This is a genomic window from Limnoglobus sp., assembly GCF_059499385.1.
The window spans coordinates 1-22,903 of the sequence record NZ_JCABYM010000122.1 but is presented as its reverse complement, the minus strand read 5'-3'; the positions used below and the strand labels follow the sequence as shown (position 1 = coordinate 22,903).

General features: G+C 68.7%; 22 protein-coding genes. 6 read left to right on the top strand and 16 right to left on the bottom strand.

Features of this window, described 5'->3' with window-relative positions; all coding sequences use genetic code 11:
* Positions 1-80: 80 nt before the first annotated feature.
* From AC5JJ2_RS21990 to AC5JJ2_RS21945, 10 genes are all read right to left on the bottom strand, one after another.
* Complete coding sequence (locus AC5JJ2_RS21990) at positions 81-1,094, bottom strand: SCO family protein (RefSeq protein ID WP_495860185.1); 1,014 nt, start codon at positions 1,092-1,094, stop codon at positions 81-83.
* Between the two features lie 223 nt (positions 1,095-1,317).
* Positions 1,318-2,061: a hypothetical protein gene (locus AC5JJ2_RS21985; protein WP_495860184.1), complete on the bottom strand. Its 744-nt coding sequence runs from the start codon at positions 2,059-2,061 to the stop codon at positions 1,318-1,320.
* A gap of 56 nt (positions 2,062-2,117) precedes the next feature.
* A complete protein-coding gene (locus tag AC5JJ2_RS21980; protein WP_495860183.1) occupies positions 2,118-3,392 on the bottom strand; it encodes a hypothetical protein in 1,275 nt (424 codons plus the stop codon).
* 23 nt (positions 3,393-3,415) lie between these two features.
* A complete protein-coding gene (locus AC5JJ2_RS21975) occupies positions 3,416-3,748 on the bottom strand; it encodes a hypothetical protein (RefSeq protein ID WP_495860182.1) in 333 nt (110 codons plus the stop codon).
* A gap of 6 nt (positions 3,749-3,754) precedes the next feature.
* Positions 3,755-4,585, bottom strand: a complete 831-nt coding sequence (locus tag AC5JJ2_RS21970; RefSeq protein ID WP_495860181.1) for a c-type cytochrome — start codon at positions 4,583-4,585, stop codon at positions 3,755-3,757.
* Positions 4,582-5,130 (bottom strand): DUF3341 domain-containing protein, encoded by a 549-nt coding sequence (locus tag AC5JJ2_RS21965; RefSeq protein WP_495860180.1) that lies wholly within the window; start codon positions 5,128-5,130, stop codon positions 4,582-4,584. Before AC5JJ2_RS21965 ends, AC5JJ2_RS21970 begins: the two co-directional genes overlap by 4 nt.
* The gene (gene nrfD / locus AC5JJ2_RS21960) at positions 5,127-6,557 is read right to left on the bottom strand and encodes an NrfD/PsrC family molybdoenzyme membrane anchor subunit (RefSeq protein ID WP_495860179.1); all 1,431 of its coding nucleotides are present in this window, start codon (positions 6,555-6,557) and stop codon (positions 5,127-5,129) included. Before nrfD ends, AC5JJ2_RS21965 begins: the two co-directional genes overlap by 4 nt.
* Before the next feature lie 244 nt (positions 6,558-6,801).
* Positions 6,802-10,329, bottom strand: coding sequence for a TAT-variant-translocated molybdopterin oxidoreductase (locus AC5JJ2_RS21955; RefSeq protein ID WP_495860178.1), 3,528 nt, complete (start codon positions 10,327-10,329; stop codon positions 6,802-6,804).
* A gap of 98 nt (positions 10,330-10,427) precedes the next feature.
* Positions 10,428-11,138, bottom strand: coding sequence for a cytochrome c3 family protein (locus AC5JJ2_RS21950; protein WP_495860177.1), 711 nt, complete (start codon positions 11,136-11,138; stop codon positions 10,428-10,430).
* Between the two features lie 52 nt (positions 11,139-11,190).
* The gene (locus AC5JJ2_RS21945; protein WP_495860176.1) at positions 11,191-11,511 is read right to left on the bottom strand and encodes a hypothetical protein; all 321 of its coding nucleotides are present in this window, start codon (positions 11,509-11,511) and stop codon (positions 11,191-11,193) included.
* A gap of 276 nt (positions 11,512-11,787) precedes the next feature.
* On the opposite strand from AC5JJ2_RS21945, the gene AC5JJ2_RS21940 reads away from it, so the two are divergent.
* The 3 genes from AC5JJ2_RS21940 (at position 11,788) to AC5JJ2_RS21930 (ending at position 17,622) form a co-directional block, all read left to right on the top strand.
* The gene (locus AC5JJ2_RS21940) at positions 11,788-15,267 is read left to right on the top strand and encodes a hypothetical protein (RefSeq protein ID WP_495860175.1); all 3,480 of its coding nucleotides are present in this window, start codon (positions 11,788-11,790) and stop codon (positions 15,265-15,267) included.
* Positions 15,268-15,277: 10 nt separating this feature from the next.
* Positions 15,278-16,540: an LptF/LptG family permease gene (locus AC5JJ2_RS21935; protein ID WP_495860174.1), complete on the top strand. Its 1,263-nt coding sequence runs from the start codon at positions 15,278-15,280 to the stop codon at positions 16,538-16,540.
* 335 nt (positions 16,541-16,875) lie between these two features.
* On the top strand, positions 16,876-17,622 hold the full coding sequence (locus AC5JJ2_RS21930) for a two-component system sensor histidine kinase NtrB (protein WP_495860173.1): 747 nt from the start codon (positions 16,876-16,878) through the stop codon (positions 17,620-17,622).
* A 10-nt stretch (positions 17,623-17,632) separates the two neighbouring features.
* Here the strand turns inward: AC5JJ2_RS21930 and AC5JJ2_RS21925 are convergent, their stop codons facing one another.
* The 4 genes from AC5JJ2_RS21925 to AC5JJ2_RS21910 form a co-directional block, all read right to left on the bottom strand.
* A complete protein-coding gene (locus tag AC5JJ2_RS21925) occupies positions 17,633-17,944 on the bottom strand; it encodes a P-II family nitrogen regulator (protein ID WP_495860172.1) in 312 nt (103 codons plus the stop codon).
* Positions 17,941-18,489 carry a hypothetical protein gene (locus tag AC5JJ2_RS21920; RefSeq protein ID WP_495860171.1) on the bottom strand — a complete coding sequence of 183 codons (549 nt, stop codon included), beginning with the start codon at positions 18,487-18,489 and terminating at the stop codon, positions 17,941-17,943. The genes AC5JJ2_RS21925 and AC5JJ2_RS21920 overlap by 4 nt, the downstream gene beginning before the upstream one ends.
* Positions 18,490-18,494: 5 nt before the next feature.
* Positions 18,495-18,743: a DUF350 domain-containing protein gene (locus AC5JJ2_RS21915; protein WP_495860170.1), complete on the bottom strand. Its 249-nt coding sequence runs from the start codon at positions 18,741-18,743 to the stop codon at positions 18,495-18,497.
* Positions 18,744-18,932: 189 nt separating this feature from the next.
* Positions 18,933-19,478, bottom strand: a complete 546-nt coding sequence (locus AC5JJ2_RS21910) for a DUF2721 domain-containing protein (protein ID WP_495860169.1) — start codon at positions 19,476-19,478, stop codon at positions 18,933-18,935.
* Between the two features lie 100 nt (positions 19,479-19,578).
* Between AC5JJ2_RS21910 and AC5JJ2_RS21905 the strand changes: the two genes are divergently transcribed.
* Positions 19,579-21,198: an MFS transporter gene (locus AC5JJ2_RS21905; RefSeq protein WP_495860168.1), complete on the top strand. Its 1,620-nt coding sequence runs from the start codon at positions 19,579-19,581 to the stop codon at positions 21,196-21,198.
* Between the two features lie 3 nt (positions 21,199-21,201).
* On the opposite strand, the gene AC5JJ2_RS21900 is transcribed toward AC5JJ2_RS21905, so the two are convergent.
* Together AC5JJ2_RS21900 and AC5JJ2_RS21895 are read right to left on the bottom strand one after the other, a co-directional pair.
* Positions 21,202-21,588 carry a DUF5615 family PIN-like protein gene (locus AC5JJ2_RS21900; protein ID WP_495860167.1) on the bottom strand — a complete coding sequence of 129 codons (387 nt, stop codon included), beginning with the start codon at positions 21,586-21,588 and terminating at the stop codon, positions 21,202-21,204.
* A complete protein-coding gene (locus AC5JJ2_RS21895; protein ID WP_495860166.1) occupies positions 21,585-21,815 on the bottom strand; it encodes a DUF433 domain-containing protein in 231 nt (76 codons plus the stop codon). Before AC5JJ2_RS21895 ends, AC5JJ2_RS21900 begins: the two co-directional genes overlap by 4 nt.
* A gap of 68 nt (positions 21,816-21,883) precedes the next feature.
* On the opposite strand from AC5JJ2_RS21895, the gene AC5JJ2_RS21890 reads away from it, so the two are divergent.
* The gene (locus AC5JJ2_RS21890; protein WP_495860165.1) at positions 21,884-22,336 is read left to right on the top strand and encodes a DUF6428 family protein; all 453 of its coding nucleotides are present in this window, start codon (positions 21,884-21,886) and stop codon (positions 22,334-22,336) included.
* Between the two features lie 57 nt (positions 22,337-22,393).
* Positions 22,394-22,840: a DUF29 domain-containing protein gene (locus tag AC5JJ2_RS21885; RefSeq protein ID WP_495860164.1), complete on the top strand. Its 447-nt coding sequence runs from the start codon at positions 22,394-22,396 to the stop codon at positions 22,838-22,840.
* The last annotated feature ends 63 nt before the right edge of the window (positions 22,841-22,903 follow it).

Here is a 22,903-nt window from a genome sequence, read left to right as displayed (position 1 = left end):
CAACCGCCCTCGACGCCGCAAACGTCTCGTTTGCGGCGGCGCGTCCCGAACCGGAGGTTCGGAACGAGGGGGTTTGTCCGTCAGTTCGCGCTCGGCGGCGGGTAGACGCCCGGTTCCGGCTTCAGGTCGGCCGGCGTCAGCTTCTTCTCGGCCCGCGACCGCCGCCACGCCGTCCACGCGATCAGCCCGACGATGAACGGGAACGGCAGCGCCAACAGGCCCATCGCCCGCATCGTCGGCTTGTAGTGGCCGCTCGTGCTGTCGTAGGCGAAGCAGAGCATGGCCAGCCGCTGCACGGCCGTGCCGAGCTTCCCGTCCGCGGCCGTAAGCAGCCCCTGGCGGACGTCCTCCGGCGTCCACCCGTTCTCCGCGGGCAGTTCCGGCGACCGCTTCAGCCCTTGCAGCACGGTGCTGACCGTCCCGTCCGGGGCCACGATGAACAGCGCGCTCGCGTGGACGAAGTCTTTCGTCTTCCGCACGGCCTTGTCGAGCTTCCGCCGGTCGTCCCCGGCCTCGTCGATGGCGGCCTGGTTGTCGGCCGCGTACCGGAACCCGACGGCGTCCGCGACCTTCAGAATCTTCTCCCGCACGGCGAGCACGTCCGACCCCTGGCCGTGGTTGGCGGTCAGGAACCAGAACCCCGGCTCCTCCGGCGACCGCTTGTCGAGTTCCGCGAGGTACGACTCCCGCATCTTCCGCGAGAAGATCGGGGCCTCCTTCGGGTCGATCGTCACGCGGACGACCTGGTAGTCCTTCCCGGCGACCAGCCCGAGCCGGGCGAGCGCCTTCAGGGCAGCCACCGTGTCGTTCAGCAGTTCGTTGCACAGCTTCGGGCACGCGGAGTACGCGAGGATGAAGACCGTCGGCTTGCCGCCGATGGCGTCCTTGAGCGTGATTTCCTTGCCGTCGTGGTCGTAGAAGGTTTCGTCGAGTGGCAGCTTCTCGCCGAGCTTCGGCTCGACCTTCGCCTGCCCCGGCAGTTCCGGGTCGCGGACGACCATCGGGGCCTTGCCGTAGCTCATTTGCGCGTGCGCGGCCGGGACGACCGCGGCCGCCGTCAGCACCGCGAACAGGAATCGCATCGCGAACCGCATGGGTGTTCTCGTCGTCTCCCTGGGACCGCTCCGGTCCCCTCTCCCCCGGCTTTGCGGGGGAGAGGGTTAGGTTGAGGGGGTTCGAGCTTCCTCCGAAGGGAGGAGCGCCTCTCGCTCCGGTGAGCGCCTTCCCCCTCACCCCGGCCCTCTCCCCCGCAAAGCCGGGGGAGAGGGAGTAGATCGGTCGGGCCTCGCAAAGCCTCGACCCGACCTACAAGACCGCCTAGTGCTTCTCGTGCTTCTTCTCTTCCTTCGGGGCCGGGCCGTCGGCCGTCTGGCCGCCGTTGGAAATCTTCGGCGAGCCGCCGACGCTGCTGTTCGGCGTCCCCTTCTTCGCCGGCAGCTTCACCAACTTCATCGCCTCCGCGATCGGGATGCGGGCGACGCCCTTCTCCTTGTTCACGTACTCGTACCCGACGAGCAGCTTCTTGCCGGTCAGCGGGTCGGTGTACCGGTCCGGGTCGAGGTCCTGCGGCGTCATCTCCGGCGAGTTGCCGCCCTCGGCCGGCTGGAACGACCGGACGAACGGCGGGTCCGCGGCCTTGCCGTTCCGCGAGTCGTCGATCCGCTTGAGGAACTCCAGCCGCGGCTCGTGCGACTTCGCGTGCGGGTCGGTCGAGCTGATCGTCGCGACCCGCTCGTTGTGCGGCCGCGTCGCCTGCTCGGCGGCCTGCGGGCTTTGCACGTTCGACGTGTCGAGCTTGCCGAACTCGAACACGCTGAACAGCGCGGTGACGAGGGCGTAGGCGATGGCGGCCATGACGACGACGACGACCGGGACCATGACGATCCCGCGGGCGTCGAACCGGTCGGCCTCGTGCCCGGCCTTGACGGCCTCCGGGTTCGCGCCGGGCACGTCCACGTCGTGGTCGTGCGGCCCCGGCGGGGCGGACGCCCCGGTCATCGCCTCGTAAATCCGCGCCCACCGGGCGGCGGTCGCGTGCTCGTCGTGCGGCTTATCGCTCATCGGAGGTTCCTCCGTTGTCTCTTCTGACTTCTGACCCCTGATCCCTGACTCCTGCCTTAGTGGTGGCCCCAGTTCGCCAGGAACGCCGTGTCCTTCTTCGGCAGCAGGTTGCCCTTCCGCAGTTGGCCGAGGAACGCCAGCCCCCAGACGCCGCCGACCATCGCGACCGCGGCGGCGGCCATCGGCAGGTGGAAGAACTGGAACTCGCCCTGGTGCGGGACCGACGGCACGATCCACCAGATCACGTCCGTCGCGCAGATCAGGAGCAACATCGTGGCCATGACCCGCATGGAGGTCGGGTTCGTCTTCACCCCGCGGAACAAGAACACGACGAACGGCACGGCCCAGTGGAAGATCATCAGGGCGTAGGTCACGAACTCCCACCCGCCGTTCATCCGCTTGCGGTAGTAGACGATTTCTTCCGGCAGGTTCCCGGCCCAGATCAGCATGAACTGGCCGAACGACGCGTACGCCCAGACCATGCAGAACCCGAACGTCAGGCTGCCGATGTCGATCCGGAACTTGTCCTTCACGATGGACAGCGCCGTCTGGTTCTCGCCGACCAGCGAGTAGAACACGAGGGCGGAGAACGCCATCGTGGTCAGGAAGCAGTTCATGCCGGTGACGACCGGGAACATGCTGGAGAACCACGTCGGCTCGACGGACATCGACCAGTCGGTCATGGCGACGGTGAACAGGATGGCCCACGTCAGCACGCCGGGGCCGCCGAGGCCGCGGAGCTTCGCCCGGTACGCCTCGTCCCCCTCGTCCTCGGCCTTCGGGGCCCACTTCCGCATGGCCCGGATGAACAGGCCGAACACGCCGAAGATGACGAGCGCCCGGAGCAGGAAGAACGGCCCGTTCAGGTACAGCCCCTGCCGGTGCTCGATCTCGTGCTGGGCCGGCAGGTTGCCCTTGATCTCGTCCATCTCCGTCGGGCTGACGGCCCACCAGAACGACGACCCGTGGTTCATGAACGTGCTGAGCGCGACCGGCAGGAACAGGACGAACACGAGCGGCCACGTCCGCGTCGCCGCCTGGAAGATGCGGCGGAACACGAGCGCCCAGCTCGCGTGCGTCAGGTAGCCGAGCAGCATGAGCGTCATCCCGCCGACGGGGACGCTCAGCCAGAAGACGAACGCGGCCTGGTACGTCAGGAAGAAGTCGCGGGTGGCCGCGTGCCGGTCGTTCATCGACAGGTTCGCGACGCCGAGGCCGACGAACGCGACGGCCCCGAGGAACGCGGCCAGGAACGCGACCCGGCGGAGCGGGGCGAAGTTCGCCTCGATCGGCGGGGCCGTGTAGTCGGAATCGTGGTGATGTTCGCTCACAGGTCGCCTCGTTCGTTCACCGGCTAACGGTTCGGTCCCACCAGCCACCCAATCCACGCCGCCACTTGCCCGACGGCCACGACGCCCAACCCGACCAGCCCGACCGGTATCGGCCACCGCCGCCGGTCCTGCCACCGCCAATACGCCAGGCACGCCACGCCGACGGCCAGCAGCCCGACGGCCGCCACCCGCGCCCCCGGGGCGGCGATCTGCCACACCACCGCCTGCCCGTTACCGGGGCAGAACACGATCGTCGTGCCGGTCGCCAACCCGGCCCCGCCGCAGGCCAGCACCCCCAGCCCGAACAGCAGGAGTCCGGGTTCGCGGGGGGCACGGTCCTCGCCGGGCGGCTCCATGTCAACTCAGTGGTCGGCCTTCTTCTCGGCGTTCGGCTTGCCGGCGTCGTCCAGCTCCTTCTTCGCGTCCGCGGGCAGCGCGTCTGTTTTCGCCCCCTGGCTCAGTTGCAGCGCCCGCACGTAGGCGACGATCCGCCACCGGTCCTCCGGCGGGATCTGCGACGCGTGGTCCGGCATCCCGCCGTACCCCCACGTAATCACCTGGTAGATGTACCCGACCGGGACCTGGTCCAGCGGGACCTTGATCCCGTACCGGAAGAACCCGCGGGAGTACCCCTGCTTTAGTTCCGTGGACGGCTGGCCGGTCGAGGACCAGTCGAACGCCTTGTCCTGCGCGTCCTGGTGGTAGCTCGGCGGGCGGAGGAACCCGCGCTCGACGATCTTGCCCCACCCGTTCCCGGCCGCCCCGTGGCAGACGCCGCAGAACACGTTGTACCGCTGCTGGCCGCGGTTCAGGTCGGCCTCCGTCATCTCGAACGGGAACTCGGCGACGAAGTTCCCCACGTCCGTCGGCGCGCCGGCCGTCGCCTGAAGGTCGCCGGACGGGTCCACGGCTTTCTTCCAGTCCGGGTTGACCTTCGGGGCCTTGCCGGCGGGCGTCAGCCACGTCAGCATCGGGTCGTCCGCCGGCCGCTGGCCGCGGTGGACGACGCCGCGGGTCAGCGGCTGGGCCGACTGGCTGTTCGCGAACACGCCGCCCGCGTAGGCGTCGTAGGCCCGCGGCGCGGGCTGCTCGGCCATCTTCTGCTGGCAGCCGACGAGGGCCGCGCACGCGACGACGACGAACCCGGCGGCCCGACCTTTGAACGTTGCTTTTTGACCGTTGAACTCGTTCACGCCGGGACCTCCTCGACGCTCTTCACGTCCGGCAGGCTATGCAGGAAGGCTTTCGTGTTCGCCAGGTCGAACCGCGGGTCGATCCCCTCGACCGACAGGAAGAACCCGTCGCTGGTCGCCCGCGCGAACGCCGGGACGTTGAACAGCGGGTGGTACGGCATCGGCAGCCCGCACAGGGCCAAGAGGCCGACGACGCCGCTGACCGACGCCGTCAGCACGAGCAGTTCCCAGGTGATCGGGATGAACATCGACCACGAGAAGTACGGCTTCCCGGCGATGTTGAGCGGGTACTCGACCCAGCTCACCCAGTTGAGCATCAGGAACCCCATCGTGGCCCCGACGAGGCCGCCGATGAACATGACGGCCCCGATCTCGGACCGCGGGAACCCGAGCTCGTCGGCGACCTCGCCGATCGGGTACGGGCTGTGCCCGTCCATCCGGGTGTACCCGGCCTCGCGGGCCTTGCGGGTGGCCGTGATGAGGGCGTCGGCCGTGTCGAACTCGGCCAGCAGGCCCCACGTTTCCGGCGTCTGTGGCGTGCTCACTTGGCGTTCTCCATGACGGCGTGCCCGTCCCGGCCGCCCGCGTGGCGGGGTAGGAGTTCCCGCATTTCCGTGATCGAGATCATCGGCAGGAACCGCATGAACAGGGCGAACAGCGTGAGGAACAGGCCGAGCGACCCGAACATCGCGGCGTAGTCCCACACCGTCGGGGCGTACCGGCCCCAGCTGCTCGGCAGGTGGTCCCGCGACAGCGTCACGATGATGACGTACCGCTCGAACCACATGCCGATGTGGACCGACCCGGCGACCAGGAACAGCAGGACCTCGTTCGTCCGGAACCGCTTCATCCAGCAGAGCTGCGGGATGATCGTGTTCGTCAGGATGAGCAGCCAGTACGACCACCAGTACGGGCCGTACCAGATCCGCTGGAGGGTCGTCCCCCACTCGTACGCCCCCTGGCTGTACCACGCCATCCAGAGTTCGCTGAAGTACCCGTAGGACACCATCAGCCCGGTCCCGAGCATGATCTTGGCGCACACGTCCAGGTGCTTCTCGGTGATCAGGTCCTGCATCCCGTACCAGTGGCGGATCGGGATGGCCAGCCAGATGACCATCGCGAACCCGGCGAAGATCGCCCCGGCGACGAAGAACGGCGGGAAGATGGTCGCGTGCCACAAGGGCACGATCGACACGGCGAAGTCGAACGACACGATCGTGTGCACGCTGAACACGAGCGGCGTGCCGAGGCCGGCGAGCAACAGGTACAGCTTCTCGTACCGCCGCCAGTGGTAGGCGCTCCCGCGCCAGCCCATCGCCAGGAACCCGTAGGTGAGTTGCTGGATGCGGGTCTTCGCCCGGTCGCGGAGGTACGCGAAGTCCGGGATGAGGCCGATGTACCAGAACAACAGCGACACGCTGAAGTACGTGCTGACGGCGAACGCGTCCCAGCAGAGCGGGCTGCGGAACTGCGGCCACGCGGCCATGTTGTTCGGGAACGGGAACAGCCAGTACGCCAGCCACGGCCGGCCCATGTGGATGAGCGGGAAGATGCCGGCGCACATGACGGCGAACAGCGTCATCGACTCGGCGAACCGGTTCAGGGAGGTCCGCCACTTCTGGTGCATGAGCAAGAGGATCGCCGAGATCAGCGTCCCGGCGTGGCCGATGCCGATCCACCACACGAAGTTGACGATGGCGACGCCCCAGAACACCGGGGAGTTGATGCCCCACACGCCGACGCCCATGTAGAACAGCCACGCGAGGCCGAGGACGAGGGCCTGCAGGAGCGTGAACCCGACGAGGAACAGCATCCACCAGCCCTTGGGCGTGGGGACCTCGCCGAGGCAGACGTTGCCGATCTTCTCGCCGATCGTGACGAGCGTTTGCTTCCCGCCGATGAGGTGCTCATCGTCGGTGAAGACCTGCGGTTCCGTCGTCGGCTGGGTCGCCGGTGTGGTCACCGTCGCCATAAATGCAGCCCCTTCCTGCTTCGCTTCGGCGGACAACGCCCGGCCGAACGCACTCTTAACCTCGGCACGACGGGCCACGTCACCCCGTGGGTGGTGGCCCTTGTCTTGTTCCCTCCCCCTTGGGGGGTAGGGTTAGGGAGGGGGGTAACCTCCCCCCGTCCCAGACAATCGCGCCGGTGGGAGGAAGCCGACCCCCCTCTCTAACCCTCCCCCCCAAGGGGGGAGGGAACAAAACCCTCGCCGGCTACGCCAGCTTCGGATTCGGGTTCTTGATCGCCGCGAGGTAGCTCGTCCGCGGCATCGTGTTCAGCTCCGCCAGCAGGCCGTAGTTCGTCGCCTCCAGCTTCCACCGGGCGACCTCGCTGAACGGCAGGTGGCGGCCCTCTTCCTTCCACGTGCCGTCGGCCTGCTTCTTCACCGGGACGTACTGGTCGTAGTTCAGGTCGCCGAAGCTAATCGCGTTCGCCGGGCACGCAGCCTGGCAGGCGGTCCGCACCTCGCCCTCCGCGATGAGCGGGCGGACGCCCAGCGGCGTCTTCACCTTCACCCGGTTCGGGTTGTCGTGCTCGCGTTCCGCCTCGATCTCGGCGTTGCGGATCCGCTGGACGCAGTAGGTACACTTCTCCATCACGCCGCGGGTCCGGAGGGTGACCTCCGGGTTGTTCACGAGCTGGAGGGTGTTGTCCTTCTCGTAGTTGGCGTACTGGAGGAAGTTGAACCGCCGGACCTTGTACGGGCAGTTGTTGGCACAGTACCGGGTGCCGACGCACCGGTTGTACGCCATGTCGTTGAGGCCGTCGGCACTGTGGGCGGTCGCGGCGACCGGGCAGACCAGCTCGCACGGGGCCTTCTCGCACTGCTGGCAGAGGACCGGCTGGAAGTGCGTGGTGATGTCGGCGGCGGCGTGCTTCATCTTCTCCGCCCGCGTCTTCGCGTCCACCGGCTCGGTGCCGCCCTTCTCCTCCGGGATGGCGAAGTACCGGTCGATCCGAATCCAGTGCATGATCCGGCCGCGGGTCACTTCCGCCTTGCCGACGACCGGGATGTTGTTCTCGGCGACGCACGCCGTCACGCACGTCGAACAGCCGGTACAAGCGCCGAGGTCGATGGCCATGGCCCACCGGCGGTAGAGCTTGTTGTCCGGGTGGTCCTGGATGAGGGTCAGCGGCACGAGCCGCTTGTCGTGCTCGTGGTGCTCGGCCTCCTCCTTCGTCGCGTCCGCCTTCTCCTCGTGCTTGTGGACGTTGTCCTTGTACCCCTTCTTGTGGAACTCCTGCGGGTGGTGCGGGTCGGCCAGCCACGCCCGCTCCTTCGGCGTGCCGGGCAAGAGCGCCCGCATCAAATCCTTCTCGCCGGCGGAAACCGGCGGGTTGTCGGCGAAGCTGAAGGCGTCCTTGTGGTGGTCCTTCATGTGGTAGTGCTTGTGGTCGCCGTGGTCCTCGACCTTCAGTTCCAGCGCCGCCTGCGTCGCCGTCCCGTGCCGGGCCGGGCGGCGGCCCTCCATCGCGTGCTGGCCCTGCGTGCAGGCGAGGACGTACTTCTCCTGCGTCCGCTCCGCCGAGTCCGGCTGCGGCTTGATCCCGCCGACCGTCCACAGGTTCGCCGTCGTCCGCAACGGGTAGACGTTGAACCCGGTCCCCTTGCCGACCACGCCGACCTTCTCGCGGCCGTACCCGAAGTGCAGGGTAATCACGTCGTCCGCGTGGCCGGGGAGGACGAACACCGGGACGCGGGCCTTGCGGCCGTCCACGGTGAGTTCGATCTTGTCCACCTCGTGGCTGCCGTGCTCGCCGCCGGTCCACCGGTAGCTGACCTCGCACTTCAGCCGCTCGGCCGTGTGCGGGCTGACGAGGGCCGCGTTATCCCAGGTGATCCGCGTGACCGGCTTCGGCGTCTCCTGCAGCCAGCCGTTGTTCGCGAACCGGCCGTCGTAGAGCGTCGGGTCCGGGCGGAAGGACAGCTCGATCTCGTCGGCCTTCGTCGCCGGGGCCGGGGCGGACGCCGTGGCCGGGGCGACGACCGCCGCGGCGACCATCGCCGCCGGGGACGCCGTGCCCTCGACGACGCCGCGCTCGATACCCTTGTGCCAGAACGAGTCGAACTCGCCGGGCAGCTTCTTGTCGGTGAAGTGCTTCTGCCACGCCTCGCGGACGAGCGTTTCCGCCGAGCCGGGCTTGTCCAGCAGCGCGCCGACGACTTCCAGGATCGACTTCCCGCCGTGGAGCGAGATCATCGGCTGCTGGATCGTGGCCGTGCCGTCGTAGGCGCGAGCGTCGCCCCAGGCTTCGAGTTCGTGCGCGGCGTTGACGTGCCATGTCGTCAGCGTGGCGGTCTCGTCCTGGTAGAGGCCGAGGTGGAAGGTGGTCGTGACCTTCTGGAGGGCGGCGGCGAACCCGAGGTCGGCCGGGGCGGTGAACGCCGGGTTCCCGCCGAGGACGAGCAGCGCGTCCACCTTGCCGGCGTTCATCTCGTCCGCGAGCGCCTTGAGCGACGCCGTGCCGTCGGCGACCGCGTCGGCGTCCGGCCCGGTGAGGCCGGCCTGGACCGGCTCGACGAACCGGACGATGCCGTTCTTGACCGCGTTGATCTTGTCGTTGATCGCGTGGATCAGGTTCTGGGCCGCGACGGACAGCGTCTCGCCGCCGACCACGACGCCCGGCTTCTTCGCGTCCTTCAAGTCCTCGGCGACGGCCTTCACCCACGCCTTCGCCCGGTCGGGGAGCGGCCCGGCGGCGGGGCCGGCGACGCCGAGTTCCTTCGCGAGTTCCCGGACGAACGACTCGATCTCACTCGGCTTGAGCGGCAGCCGGTGGTCGGCGACGCCGCCGAACCCGCTGACCATCGACTCGACGGCGTAGATGCGGCTGAGCCGGTCGAGCGGCACGCCGTCCGCGGACCGCCGGTCTTCGTGGATGCGGACCTTGCGGCGGCTCATCGCGGCGCGGATGTTCCGCACCCCGGCCCCGGCGCAGTGCGACTCGATGTCGCTGTCGATCGCCACCAGCGTGTCGGCCTTCGCCAGCTCGTAGATCGGCGTCAGGTACTTCCCGTAGGCGGCCTTCACGCCCTTCAGGGCGTTCTCCCGGCCGACGGCTTCGTATTGAATCCACTTCATGCCCGGCAGCTTCGCCTTCAGCTCGCCGAGCATGGTCGCCAGCACCGTCCCGGCGGCGACGGCCTCGGTGACGACCCGCAGCCCGGCCCCGCCCTTCGCGACCTGCGCCCCGACGAGGGCGGCCAGCGCGGCGCGGGCCTTCTCCCACGTCGCGGGCTGGCCCTTCTCGGTGACGCCCTTCGATCGCTCCGGGTCGTACACACCGAGGAGCGCGGCCTGCGCGTACACGTCGGTCGCGCCGAGGCTGCCGGGGTGCGACGGGTTCCCTTCGACCTTGATCGGCCGCCCCTCGTGGCTCTTGACGAGTACGCCGAGGCCGACGCCGCCGAGGGTGATGGCGGTCGGGAAGAACAGCGGCACGCCGGGGGTGATCGCTTCCGGCTTCTTGACGTAGGGGATGATCTTCTTCTGCGACGCCGGCTTCAACGACGGGTTGCACCCGACCGCCCCGGCGAGCGCCAGCGACGCCCCGGACAGCGCGAGGAACCGCCGCCGGGACACCGGGTCGAGCCACTCCGAGGCGTCTTCCGGGAACTCGTCCTTCAGGGCGCGCTGGAACTCCGGCGTGCCGAGCAGGTGTTCCAGCGAGTGGAACTGCTCGGGCGCGGACCCCGCCCCGGTCGGTTCGCCGTTCGTGGTGTCGAAGTCGAGAGCCATGTCACACCATCTCGGATCGCGGATCTCGGAACTCGGATCGAAGACCAGGAAGCCGGGTTTTTAGGTCCGAGTTCCGAGGTCCGCGACCCGCGCTTGCGTCAGCGGTGGCAGATGCTGCAGTTCGTCAGCGTCTTCTCGTCGCGGACGAGGTACTTCTCTTTCAGGTGGCGGCCCAACTCCGCCTGCGTGCCGGTCCCCTCGGCCGGGCCGTACTTCTTGCCGTCCGTGTCGGTCGTGCCGTGGGCCGGCGTCCACCCGAGGTTGAACACCTCGGACTTCGGCCGCAGGTTCTTCTCCGGGTGGCGGTGGCAGTCCAGGCACCACTCCATGAGCAGCGTCTTCGACTGGTAGACGAGCGGCATCTGGTCGATCCGCTCGTGGCAGGAGACGCACCCGACGCCCTTGCCGACGTGGATGCTGTGGTTGAAGTACGTGTAGTGCGGGACGTTGTGAACTTTCGTCCAGGCGATCGGCGTCTCGGTGGCGTAGCTCTTCCGGAGCGGGTCGAGCAGGTCGGCCCCGTTCCACACCTGCTGGTGGCAGTTCATGCACGTCTTCGTCGGCGGGATGCCGGCGTGGGCGGAGCTTTCCACCGCCGTGTGGCAGTACCGGCAGTCGATCCCGAGCTGGCTGACGTGGTGCAGGTGGCTGAACGGGATCGGCTGGTCCACGATCTCGTTGCGGCCGGTGACGTAGTCGGACCGGAAGAACGCGGCCAGCGCCACGCCGGTGCTGGCGGCGATCACCGGGATGGAGAGCAGCATGATCCGAGCGATCGGGTTCATGCTCTTCGGGAAGACTTGGGGCATCGACTGCCTCCGGATGAATCGTCGAGTGCGAAACCGCGTCGCCGGCCGGGGGTTACGGCCAGTTCGGGGTGTAGTTCTCGAAGTAGTACTGCATGACCCGGTAGCAGGTGTAGCACGCGGCCGCGGCCATCGCGCCGAGGACCTGCCCGGCGGTCGCGAGGCTGTCGCCGTTGCTGTTGGCCCGCCACCCCCGCCAGTTGGCGACCGTGCCGAGGGTCAGGGCGATGAGGCCGACCCACATGCCGAACGGGAACCACCAGAACGTGAGCGACCCCCACAGCCCGAGGCTGAACGCGGCCGTGGCGATGCCGCGGCGGGTCGTGTTCACGACCGGCGTTTCCGGGGCCGGGGCGGGCGGGGCTTCGGTCGCCATGCCGAGCATCCTTTTTCGTTCGGGACGGAGTGACCCGTTTTCGTGTTCTCGCAATGTAGGAACCGCCCCGACCCGCGGCAGCCAACTGGTTTCAAGGAAATTCGGTTTCCCAGAAGTGAGACGCCGGGGCCGCGGAAGTCTCACTTCTGGGAGGTTCGTGGGCGACCCGACGGGTCGCCCGCTAACCGCGGCTTCCCGTTGACGCCCCTGCCGACCCTGCTTATCATCCCGCACCGCCGGGTCTGCCCGGCGCACCTGCTACCCGGACGGCAACGGATGGCCCTCCGCACCTGGATCGTTCGCGGCGTCATACTCGCCGTCCTCGCGGCCGTCGGCTACGGCCTCTGGTGGGCGCAGTCCTACGTCAGCCCGGAAGCCGTCCGCACCGCCCTCCTGTCCACCCTCGGCGAGCAGTTCCCGGACACGGACATCACCGTCGGGTCGGCCCACATCCGCGTCTTCGGCGGCATCTCCGTCCGCGACCTGACGATCACCCGCCGCGGCGCGGCCGCGCCGTTCTTCCGCGCCCCGAGCGGCACGATCTACCACGACAAGGAGCAGATCAACCGCGGCCGGCTCGTCATCCGCAAGGTGGAACTCGACGGCCCGACGCTCGCGCTCGAGCGCGGGCCGGACGGCGTCTGGAGCCTCGAAGGGCTGAGCCAGCCGGGGCCGACGGCCGCGGCGCTGCCGACGTTCGTGGTGACGAAGGCGACCGTCACGGTCCTCGACCGCAGCCCGCGGAAGCTGCCGCCGGTGACGCTCACGGACGCGAACTTCACCATCGTCAACGACCCGGCCCCGCTGTTCCTGAACATCAAGGGGGCGGCGCTCGCCACCGTCGCGAACCAGCTCGGCCTCAAGTTCTCGATGGCCGCGACGCTGAACCGCGGGACCGGCCAGCTCGCCCTGCGCACCGAAGTCCCGGACGTGGTTCTCGGCCCGCCGCTCGCCGGCGTCGTCGGGGCGGTGCGGCCGGACCTGGCGGACTACCTGAACAAGCTGACCGGCAAGGCGGCCGTGAAGGCCGACCTCCTCACGGAGCCGGGCCAGCCCGCCAAGTACGACGTTCACTTGACGCTCAAGGACGGCCGGTTCACGGACGACATGCTCCCGGCCCCGCTGGAGAAGATCGAGGCCGTCGCGAACCTGAAGGACAGCAAGGTCACACTCGAACGGCTCACGGCGAAGCTCGGCCCGGCGACGGTGCAACTCTCGTTCGAGACGCGAACCCTCGCGCCGAAACTCCCGGCCGCGCCGATCCCGTCGCCGTCCGGCGTGCCGGCGCAACTCGCGGCCCGGACGAAGGAAGCGGAACCGTCCCTGATCGCGAAGATCGAGGAGCAGGTCGAGCGGATCGACTTCTCCATGTCCGACCTCGCCGTCGATGACGCTTTCTTCGACCGCGTGCCCGAGGAGTTGAAGAAGTTCCGCCCGAAGTTCAACCCGTCCGGCACGGTCGCGGTCGGCTACCGGTTCAACCGCCCGGCGACGACGACGTGGAAGCGGGAGTTCGACCTGCGGCCGACGAAGCTCAACATCCTGTACGAGAAGTTCCGCTACCCGCTCACGGGCGTGACGGGCCTGATCCGCCAGACGGTCACGCCGGACGCCGAGGAGGCGACGGTCGAGCTGGCCGGCACGGCGGGCGGCCAGCGGATCGACGTGACGGGCGTCGTCCGCGGCCCCGGCCCGGACCCGTTCGTCGCGCTCAAGCTGACCGGAACGAACATCCCCATCGACGACGTGCTCGCGAACGCCCTTCACCGGGAGAAGTACCGCGCCCTCGTCCGCAGCCTCCGGGCTAGCGGCCGCGGCGACTTCACCGTCGAGGTCAAACAAGAGGCGGGCGTGAACCTCATGGAGAACACGTTCCGCCTGAACGTGTACGATTGTTCCCTGAACTACAAGACGTTCCCGTACCCGCTCGACCACGGCAAGGCGAAGGTCAACATCTTCGTCACGACCAACGACGGCACGCGGCCGATCCGCCCCGGCGGGCCGGTCGCGCCGCTGCCGGAGACGGACCGGATCGAAATTCGCGACCTCACCGCCCGGCACGCCGGCGGCACGGTTTGGATGAAGGGGGACAACGACCCGATCCCGAACAGCCCCGACCGCAAGTTGACGCTGCACGTCTGGGGCAAGGACTGCCCGATCGACGAGAAGTTCCGCGAGGCGCTGGCCGCGGTCAAGCTCGACACGGTGACGGACGTGCTGCGGCCGAGGGGGAAGCTGACGTTCGCCGTGGACCTGGCCGTGATCGACCGCGCCGCCCCGCCGAAGAAGGAAACCCTGGGGCCGACGGCGCTCAAGATCGCGTCGCCGGTCGATCAGCTCGCGTCCGCGGTGCGGACGCCGGAACCGGCGTTCGACCCGGCGACGGACCTGACGCTCGCGTTCAACTTCGAGGGGCCGAGCGTCACGCCGGAGTTCTTCGCGTACCGGATGGACGAGCTGGCCGGCAAGCTGCGGTTCGACGGCACGCGGGTGAAGCTCGAACACCTCGTCGCCCGCCACGGCCCGTCCCGGCTGGGGCTGAACGCGGCCGAAGTCCGCCTCTACGACGACGGCCGCGTCTGGGCGAACCTCGGCAAGCTGGACGTGGCCCCGCTGGTCGTGGACGACGCCCTGCTCGACGCGCTGCCGAAGGGCCTCCGCGACGGCGTGAAGGAGGTCAACCTCCGCGGCCCCGCCGAGTTGACGATGAAGCACCTGGTCGTCCTCACGGCCGACTCTTCTTTCACCCCTTCACCCGTTCACCCCCTCACCCCTTCATCTTCCCCCGACCCCGAACTCTACTGGCAGGGCGAGTTGCGGCTGCTCGGCGCGGCGTTCGACGCCGGCGTGCCGTGCGAGAAGGCGGTCGGCAAGCTCGCGTGTTCCGGCCGCTACCACCCGACGCACCTGGGGAAGGTGGCCGGCAACCTCTGGCTGGAGTCGGCCCTCATCGCCGATCACCCGGCGGCGGCGGTGAAGGCGACGTTCGACGCCGACCCGCAGGAGGTGGACCCGGCGAAGCCCGGCGGCCGGCTGCCGCCGGCGTTCAAGTTCACGGACCTCCAGGGGACGGTGTTCAACGGGACGGTCGGCGGCACGGGCCGGGTTGTGCTTTCCGCCCCGGTCCGCTATAGGCTCTCGCTCACGGCGACCGACATAAGACTGGAAGACGTGGCGCGGTTCCACAACGTGGGCGGCGGCGCGAAGCTGGAGGGGGCGGCCCAGGCGAGCATCCTGCTCGAAACCGCCACCGACCCCGCGACCGGCAAGCAGATGCTGCAGGGGTACGGCAAGGCGGACGTGGACCGGGGCCACATCTACAACCTGCCGCCGATCGTGGCGCTGACGAAGGCGCTGAAGCTGCAGGCCCCGGACAAGACGGCGTTCGAGGAGGCCCACGCGACGTTCACCGTCCGCGGCGACCGCGTCCGGGTCGATCACGTGGACCTGCTCGGCACGGCCCTCAGCCTCGGCGGGGCCGGCGAACTCGACATGACCGGCAAGTACGTGAAGTTCGACTTCTACACGATCTGGTCGCAGACGCTCCAGCGGTGGCTGACGACGCCGTTCGGCGACGTGACGGCGATGGTGAGCGAGAAGCTGTTCAAGATCGAGGTGACGCGGAAGCCGGACGGCGAGATGAAGTACGAGCCGCGGGTCGTGCCGTTCGTGACCGACCCGTTCAAGGCGGTGGCGGAGCGGGTGAAGGCCCGCACCCGGACGACGCCGACGGCCCGGGCGACCGGCGAGAAATAAGGGGTTCAACGTGTTCCTGCTCGGCGGCATCCTGCACCGCGTGATCTTCTTCGAGCTGCTGAAGGTCTTCGCGCTCACGCTCACCGGGCTGACCGGGCTGTTCCTCATCGGCCTCGTCATCCAGCAGGCCAGCCAGCTCGGGCTGTCGCTCGTCCAGACGCTCACCGCCATCCCGCTCCTGATCCCGTACACGCTGCCGTACACGATCCCGGCCACGACGCTGTTCTCGACGTGCGTGGTCTACGGCCGGATCGCCCACGACAACGAGGCCGTCGCCATGAAGGCGGCCGGCGTCAACCTGCACACCATCATCCGCCCCGCCGTCCTCCTCGGCCTGCTGACGAGCGGCGCGACGTTCGCCCTCGCCCACTCGGTCATCCCGCAGACGCAGGCGGAGTTGCAGAAGCGCATCCTCCGGAACCCGGAGGAGTTGCTCTACAACCTGCTCAAGCGGGACCGGACGTTCAAGGCCGGGAACTTCCCCTACGTCATCCACGTGAAGGACGTGATCGGCACGCGGCTGGTGGACGTGGTGCTGAAGCGGAAGCAGATGGTGAAGGACGGGACCGGGAAGGAAGCGCCGACCGGGGACTACGACTTCGTGGCCCGCGCCCGCGAGGCCCGGCTGCGGGTGGTGATGCCGGACGCCGACAACCCGACGGCGCAGCCGATGCTGTTCATCGACCCGGACCGGTGGGTCGGCGGGGACGGCTCGACGCAGTTCACCGCGGACGCGACCCGGCCGATCGGCGTCCCGCTGCCGGAGATGTTCTCGCAGAAGGACCTGAGCAACCGGCCGATGAACCTGATCTGGGACGCGCTCCCGGCGAAGGCGGCCGAGATTCGGGCCGCCATCACGAAGCTGGAGGGCGAACTGCGGGCGACCGAGCAGTCCGCCGCGACCGCCCCGGACCCGACGAGCCGCGAGTTCCTGCTGAAGCACGCGGGGTCGTTGAAGTACCTGATCCAGGACCAGTACCGGTCGATGCGGAACACGGAGAACGAGTACTACATGCGGCCGGCGCTGGCGCTGGGGTGTCTGGTGTTCGCGCTGGTCGGCGTGCCGGTCGGCATCCGGGCGAACCGGGCCGACTACCTGAGTTCGTTCGTGACGTGCTTCTTGCCGACGGTGATCGTGTACTACCCGATCCTGCTGGCCGGGTCGAACATGGGCCGGGACGGGAAGGTCCCGCTGCACCTCGGCGTGTTCGCCGCCGACGCGGTGGTGGCGGCCATCGCCGTCGTGTTGACGCTGAAGCTCATCCGGCGGTGAAATCCGTATCAAATCAGCAACGTTCCGCGACGAACGCCCGACTTCCGAAGTCCGGCTTCGACTTCGGAAGTCGATCCCCCGCGGGGACAAATGGAGGTCGTGGCGAGCCGAGGGGCGGGGGGCCCCCCGGGGGGGGGCCCCCCACCCCCCGGGGGCCCCCCCCCGGGCGGCCCCCCCCCGGGGGGGGGGGGGGGGTGGGGGGCCCCGCGCGGTGGTCCCCCCCCCCCCCCCCCCCCGCCCCCCCCCGCCTCGGCTCGCCACTCGCGTCTGTGTGGCAGTCGTTGCCGGTCCGACTTCCGAAGTCGAAGCCGGACTTCGGAAGTCAAGGTTCACCCATGTCCGATCCCGTCACGCAGCAGCTGATCGACCTCGCCGAGACGACCGGCGGCTTCATCCACGACATGAAGAACCACCTCGGCACGGTCCTGCTCAACCTCCAACTCCTCGGCGAGGACTTCGAGAACCCGCAGACGCAACGCGAGCGCCGCGCCCTCGAGCGCATCCAGCTCATGACATCGGAGTGCCAGCGGCTCGTCGATCTGTCGAACGACTTCCTCCGGTTCGCCCGCGTCGAGGACCTACACCGCGAGCCGACGAAGCTCGACGACGTGGTCGGCCGGATGGTGGACTTCATCGCGCCGACGGCCCGCCTCCAGAACGTCGTCGTGAACTTCTACCCGGCCGCCGACCTGCCGCCGGTGGCGCTCGACCGCGAGATGTTCGAGAAGGTGCTCTTGAACCTGATGCTCAACGCCGAGGACGCGATGCCGAACGGCGGGACGCTGACGCTGCAGTCGCGGGCGGCGGACGGGTTCGTGGAACTGGACGTGATCGACACCGGCGTCGGCATCCCGCCGGACGTGCGGGCGAAGCTGTTCCAGCCGTTCCGGACGACGAAGACGAACGGCAACGGCCTCGGCCTGGCGACGGCCCGCAAAATCGTCGTCGCCCACGGCGGCACGATGACGGTCCAGAGCGAGGTCGGCCGCGGCACGAAGTTCACCATCCGCCTGCCGGCCGCTGCCCCGGAGGTCAGAGGTCAGACATCAGAGATCAGAAAAGACATTTCTTCTGACCTCTGACCTCTGATTTCTAGAACTCGATCGCGTCCCACGCCGTCGGGACGACGAACAGCTTGCCGTCGCCGATCCGCCCGGTGCGGGCCGCCTTCGCCACGCGGTCGGCGATCTCGTCGCGGGTGGCGTCCTCCACCCAGGCCGTGATCTCCACCTTCGGCAGGTAGGCGGTGCTGTACTCGCTGCCGCGGTAGCGGTCGAGGTAGCCCTTCTGCCGGCCGTACCCCTTCGCCTCCCGGACGACGCACGCCGTCACCCCGACCTCGGCGAGCGCGGCGAGAACGGCCTCCGCCCGGAACGGCTTCACGACGATGACGAGCTGCTTCACGACGAACTCCCGCCCGACGCGTGCGACGCGCTGCCGCCGAACCCGCCGCGGCTGACCGACCCGCTGCTGCTCGACGAGCCGCCCGGCCGTGACGACGACGGGGCCGAACTGCTGCCCGGCTTCGACCCGCCGAAGTACGTGCCGCCGGTGTTCGTCGGCCCGGACCGGTACGTCGGGCCGTAGCTCGACGACGAGCGGCCGGCGAAGATGTACGGCCACCACCCGCCGCCGGACCGGTGGTAGTGCGAGCCGCTCGTCGAGGAGGTCGTGTAGTACCCGGCCGGGGCGACCGGGTTGCCGTTCTCGTCGAACTGGATCGGCTTGCCGGCCGCGTCGAACGCCGGTTGCACCGGGACGCGCTTCCCGTTCTCGTCGGTCTTCCACTCCTTCGCGATCGGGTTCCCCTGGGCGTCGTGCCACGCCGGGTCGTAGGGGGCGCGGGCGGACGGTTGGTTGTGCCGCCCGCACCCGGCGCAGACGCACATCGAGAACGACAGGATGCTGCCGCCGAGGAGGAGCAGGTTGATGGTGCGGCTCTTGCGCATGGGAATCAGCCGATGGCCCGCGTGACGATGAGGGCGATGCCGAGGAGCACGGCCCCGACCATGATGCCGACGGCGATGTTCTTTTCGGCCAGCTCTTTCTCGATGTCGAGCCGCGGGGTGATGAGTTCGAAGATTTTGAACCCGACGGCCAGCAGGGCGATGCCGAGCAGCCCGAACGCCCCGGCCGCGATCAGCGACATCTCGAACGTCTGGGCGTGCCACGGGTTGAAGACGGGTTCGTTGGCGAACAGCATGGCCGGGCCTCGGTGGGAAGGGGTTCGCCACAACCTAGCCGGGATTTGCGGGGAAGGCAAGGAACCCGACTTCCGAAGTCCGGCTTCGACTTCGGAAGTCGAACGGTAGGAGGGGCGTTTGCGGACACCGCGGACGCCGCCGCGCGGGATCGACTTCCGAAGTCGAAGCCGGACTTCGGAAGTCTGGCCTTACAACTCCGGCTCCGCCAGCGGGCCGGGGTTCGGCAGCTCGTCCGGCGCGACGGCACGGGAGTGGAAGTGCTGCTGCAACCGGTTCGCCCGGTCGCTGAGGACGGCCACCGCGATCCGCGTCTCCCGCACGAGCAGCCACGACCCGCGGGCCATCGCCGCGACGGCCACCAGCGCGATGCCGACGGCCACGACCTCCAGCGCCCACGTCACCCCGGCCACGACGTGCGGGGCCGACCCGGACCCGATCAGCGCCAGCAGCGTCGTGCTGGCGAAGCAGCCGAGCGACACGTAGAAGTCCCGCAGCGCCCAGATGAGCATGAGCATCCGCTGCTGGTAGGCGTTCAGCTCTTTCAGCTTGTCCTGGGCAGGCACGGTACTGAGCAACTTCATCCGCTCCAACTCGGCGGCGAGTTCCCGCGTCTGATCGACGGCGCGGGCCAATCGGTTGCTGGTGCTGAGCGTGAGGACGGCCGACGCGTTCGTCAGGACGGCCGGGGCGGCGATGAACGAGAAGGCGTAGAACGGGTTCAGCTCGATGTCCATTCGCGGGGCGTCCTTGTCGGCGTGAAAGGGGTCAGTCTATCGCCGGGCCGCGGCGGGTGAACCACGCGACCTTCCCGGCGTCCGATCATAGACTGTCCCGATGCACGACGCCGAACTCTCTCCCAACGCGCCGAAGACCGGCACGCTCGCGAACCGCACGTTCATCGGCCTGCTCGTGGCGCAGTTCCTCGCCGCGTTCAACGACCAGGCCATCCACGCGGCCGCCATGTTCTTCGCCATCAACACGCAGGCGCTCACCGAACGCTCGGCCATCTCGCTGATGCCGATCCTGTTCTACGCCCCGTGGGCCATCTTCTGCACCGTCGCCGGGTGGCTGGCCGACCGGTACTCGAAGCGGAACGCGCTCATCTTCTGGAAGCTCGCCGAGGTCGCGATCACGGCCGTCGCCATCGCCGGGTTCTACCTCGGGCGGAACGGCGAACCCGTCGTCGGCCCGTGGCTCGTCCTCGCGACCGTGTTCCTCATGGGCACGCACTCGGCGTTCTTCGTCCCGGCGAAGTACGGCGTCATGCCGGAGATTCTGCCGCCGCACCTGCTGTCGAAGGGGAACGGGCTGCTCGAATCGCTGTCGTTCCTGGCCGTGATCCTCGGCACGGTGTCCGGCGGCGTGCTGTCGTACCTGTTCCTCGGCAACGAGGTCGTCGTCGGGTTCATCCTGTTCGGCCTCGCCGTGGTCGGGGCGGTCGCCAGCTACTTGATCCGCAAGATGCCGGCGGCGAACCCGACGCGGCCGTTCCCGAGTTACGTGTACGCCCCGATCGTCGGCAACGTGAAGCAGTTGTTCGCGGACCCGGCCCTGCGGCTGGCGGCCCAGGGGATCGCGTTCTTCACGTTCGTCGTCGCGTTCATGCGGGCGGCCGTGTACATGCTCGGCGAGTCGCAGAACCCGCGGTGGGACGAGCTGAAAACGAGCGTCGTCGTCGGTAGCGTGGCCCTCGGCATCGGCCTCGGCAGCCCGGCCGCCGGGTGGCTGTCCGGCCGCCGCGTCGAGTTGCGGCTCGTCCTCGTCGGCGCGGTCGGGATGATCGCGGCGCTCATCGGGGCGGCGTCGTTCATCGACACGCTGCCGACGCTGGTGGCGTGCATCGTGGCCATCGGCGGGTTCACCGGGTTCTACATCGTGCCGCTGTTCACGCTCCTCCAGCACAAGGCCCCGAAGGAGCGGAAGGGTGAAATGATCGCGGCGAGCAACGCGGTGAACATCGTCGGCGCGATCTCGGCGTCGCTGCTGTTCTTCTTCGTGGTGTTCGCGGCGACGCGGTTCGGCCTCGCCCCGGAGGTGACGGACCGCGCCGCGGTGGCGTCCGGCGAGTTGCTGGAACTGGGCCTCGGGCACGGGCGGCCGGTCTACTTCAAATTGAAGACGGACGACGGCCGCGAAGTGGAGGGCGGCACGAAGCCGTCGGCGGGGCCGTCGCAATCGCTCGGCGAGGTGGTGCGGCACGTCTTCGAGGACGGCCCCGGCGCGGAGATTCTGGAGCTGCACAAAGACGTGCGGGCGGGGAAGCGGGTGGACGTGTCGAAGTTCGTCCTCGGCGGGGTGACGCACTACGACCTGGTGCCGGCCGGCGTGCCGCCGGCGGCGGACTACGACAAGCGGCCGTTGCCGCGGTTCCTGTTCTTCGGCGCGGCCGCGATGACGCTCGGCATCCTCGCCGTGCTGGCCCGCCCGATCCTGCGATTGCGGAAGACGGTGTGACCCTCACGGCGTTACGTGCCGGACGCGAATTTGAACTTGAGTCCCGGCCCGTTTCGCGACCAGGAGGAACGGCGGCGTCACGTCCGGGTCGGCGGCCAGGACGGCGTTGATGGTGTCGATGGTGAACTGCGGGTCGATGTGGCCGGGCCGTAGATAAACGATGCCGACGACCGGTTCGCCGTTGAGTACGACCAACGACCCGAAGTCACCGTCGTGGGTCAACAAGACCCGATTCCCCGCGAACGCCCGGCGGATGAGGTCCACGTCCGTCAACCCGTGCCAGCCCTGTTCCTTCACGTCCAGCACGTCGAACCCGAGGGACCGCAGGTGCGCGACCACCGTGGCGTCGATGTTCTCGTCCGTCAGCAGGTTGAAGTCGCCGAGCTTCATGCGGTGACGGTCGCCGTGAGGAACACGTCGTTCCGTAGGTTCGCGGCCGCGAATTGAACCGCCTGTTCCACGTCGTCCGTCGTCAGGGTCGGGTACTGCCGCACGATGTCCCGAACCGTCGCCCCGGATGCGATCCATTCGAGGACGAGTTCGACGCTGATCCGCGTCCCTTTAATGACGGGCTTACCGTTCAGAACGTCGGCGTTCCTTGCGATTCGATCAAACATCGCGCCCCCTCAACCAGCAACAATTCCCACCCTGCTAAGTATAACAATCATTCCGTCAGGAGCCGATCATGACCGTCCGCGACCTCCGCGCCCTGCTCGAACAATCGCCGGCCGCCGGCCTGCACGTGATGCTGCCGGGCGGCGAGTTCGTGCCGCCGCACTTCCACGTCACCGAGGTCGGCCGCGTCCAAAAGGACTTCATCGACTGCGGCGGAACCCGCCGATCTTCCACCACCTGCCTCATTCAAGTCTGGGTCGCCGCCGACGCCGACCACCGGCTCGACGCGACGAAGCTGGCCGGCATCCTGAAACTGGCCGCCCCGATGCTCGGCTCGGACGACTTGCCGGTCGAGGTCGAGTACGAAGGCACGGCAATCTCGCAGTACCCGCTGGCGGGGGCGGAGGTCACGCCGCGGGGCGTGCTGCTGACGCTCGGCGCGAAGCACACCGACTGCCTGGCGAAGGACCGCTGCGGCGTCCCGCTCGCCGCCGACGGCTGCGCCGCGCCGGGGTGCTGCTGACCGTTGGCACGCCGCGATGTTGTCTGATAGGCTACGGGTTAGGTCGAGGACGTTCGGATGGTTCAGCGGACGGCACACGCACTGGCGGAACTGTACGACGCGGACGAGACGGCGTGGCTCGACGCCACGGCCGCGCTCGCCCGCGCCGGGCGGCTCGACCAGATCGACCCGGCCACCCTCGCGGAGTACCTTTCCGACATGGCCCGCCGCGACCGCCGGGAAGTGGAGAGCCGACTGATCGTGCTGCTGGCCCACCTGTTGAAGTGGACGCACCAGCCGGACAAGCGGTCGGGCAGTTGGAAGGCCACGATCGTAGAGCAACGGCAGGAACTCGAGGGTCTGCTCGCCAGCGGCGTGTTGCGGAACCACGCGGAGGCGGTGCTGGCGGACGTTTACGCGAAGGCCGTCGAGCGGGTCACGGCGGAGACCAACCTACCCGCCGCGACGTTCCCGGCCCCGTGCCCGTGGACGGTGGATGAGCTTCTGACGGACCACCTCGTCTAACAGACATTCACCCGGCGAGCCGAGCGGCGTAAGCCGCCGGGTAACGCGCCCTCACCCGGCGGC

Bases quoted from the DNA above. Each gene is read 5' to 3' on its own strand.
- AC5JJ2_RS21920 (WP_495860171.1), bottom strand. From the start codon at position 18,489: ATGCGCAAGAGCCGCACCATCAACCTGCTCCTCCTCGGCGGCAGCATC.
- AC5JJ2_RS21910 (WP_495860169.1), bottom strand. From the start codon at position 19,478: ATGGACATCGAGCTGAACCCGTTCTACGCCTTCTCGTTCATCGCCGCC.
- AC5JJ2_RS21975 (WP_495860182.1), bottom strand. From the start codon at position 3,748: ATGGAGCCGCCCGGCGAGGACCGTGCCCCCCGCGAACCCGGACTCCTG.
- AC5JJ2_RS21915 (WP_495860170.1), bottom strand. From the start codon at position 18,743: ATGCTGTTCGCCAACGAACCCGTCTTCAACCCGTGGCACGCCCAGACG.
- AC5JJ2_RS21905 (WP_495860168.1), top strand. From the start codon at position 19,579: ATGCACGACGCCGAACTCTCTCCCAACGCGCCGAAGACCGGCACGCTC.
- AC5JJ2_RS21945 (WP_495860176.1), bottom strand. From the start codon at position 11,511: ATGGCGACCGAAGCCCCGCCCGCCCCGGCCCCGGAAACGCCGGTCGTG.
- AC5JJ2_RS21900 (WP_495860167.1), bottom strand. From the start codon at position 21,588: ATGAAGCTCGGCGACTTCAACCTGCTGACGGACGAGAACATCGACGCC.
- AC5JJ2_RS21990 (WP_495860185.1), bottom strand. From the start codon at position 1,094: ATGCGGTTCGCGATGCGATTCCTGTTCGCGGTGCTGACGGCGGCCGCG.
- AC5JJ2_RS21890 (WP_495860165.1), top strand. From the start codon at position 21,884: ATGACCGTCCGCGACCTCCGCGCCCTGCTCGAACAATCGCCGGCCGCC.
- AC5JJ2_RS21955 (WP_495860178.1), bottom strand. From the start codon at position 10,329: ATGGCTCTCGACTTCGACACCACGAACGGCGAACCGACCGGGGCGGGG.
- AC5JJ2_RS21895 (WP_495860166.1), bottom strand. From the start codon at position 21,815: ATGTTTGATCGAATCGCAAGGAACGCCGACGTTCTGAACGGTAAGCCC.
- AC5JJ2_RS21985 (WP_495860184.1), bottom strand. From the start codon at position 2,061: ATGAGCGATAAGCCGCACGACGAGCACGCGACCGCCGCCCGGTGGGCG.
- nrfD (WP_495860179.1), bottom strand. From the start codon at position 6,557: ATGGCGACGGTGACCACACCGGCGACCCAGCCGACGACGGAACCGCAG.
- AC5JJ2_RS21950 (WP_495860177.1), bottom strand. From the start codon at position 11,138: ATGCCCCAAGTCTTCCCGAAGAGCATGAACCCGATCGCTCGGATCATG.
- AC5JJ2_RS21940 (WP_495860175.1), top strand. From the start codon at position 11,788: ATGGCCCTCCGCACCTGGATCGTTCGCGGCGTCATACTCGCCGTCCTC.
- AC5JJ2_RS21930 (WP_495860173.1), top strand. From the start codon at position 16,876: ATGTCCGATCCCGTCACGCAGCAGCTGATCGACCTCGCCGAGACGACC.
- AC5JJ2_RS21885 (WP_495860164.1), top strand. From the start codon at position 22,394: ATGGTTCAGCGGACGGCACACGCACTGGCGGAACTGTACGACGCGGAC.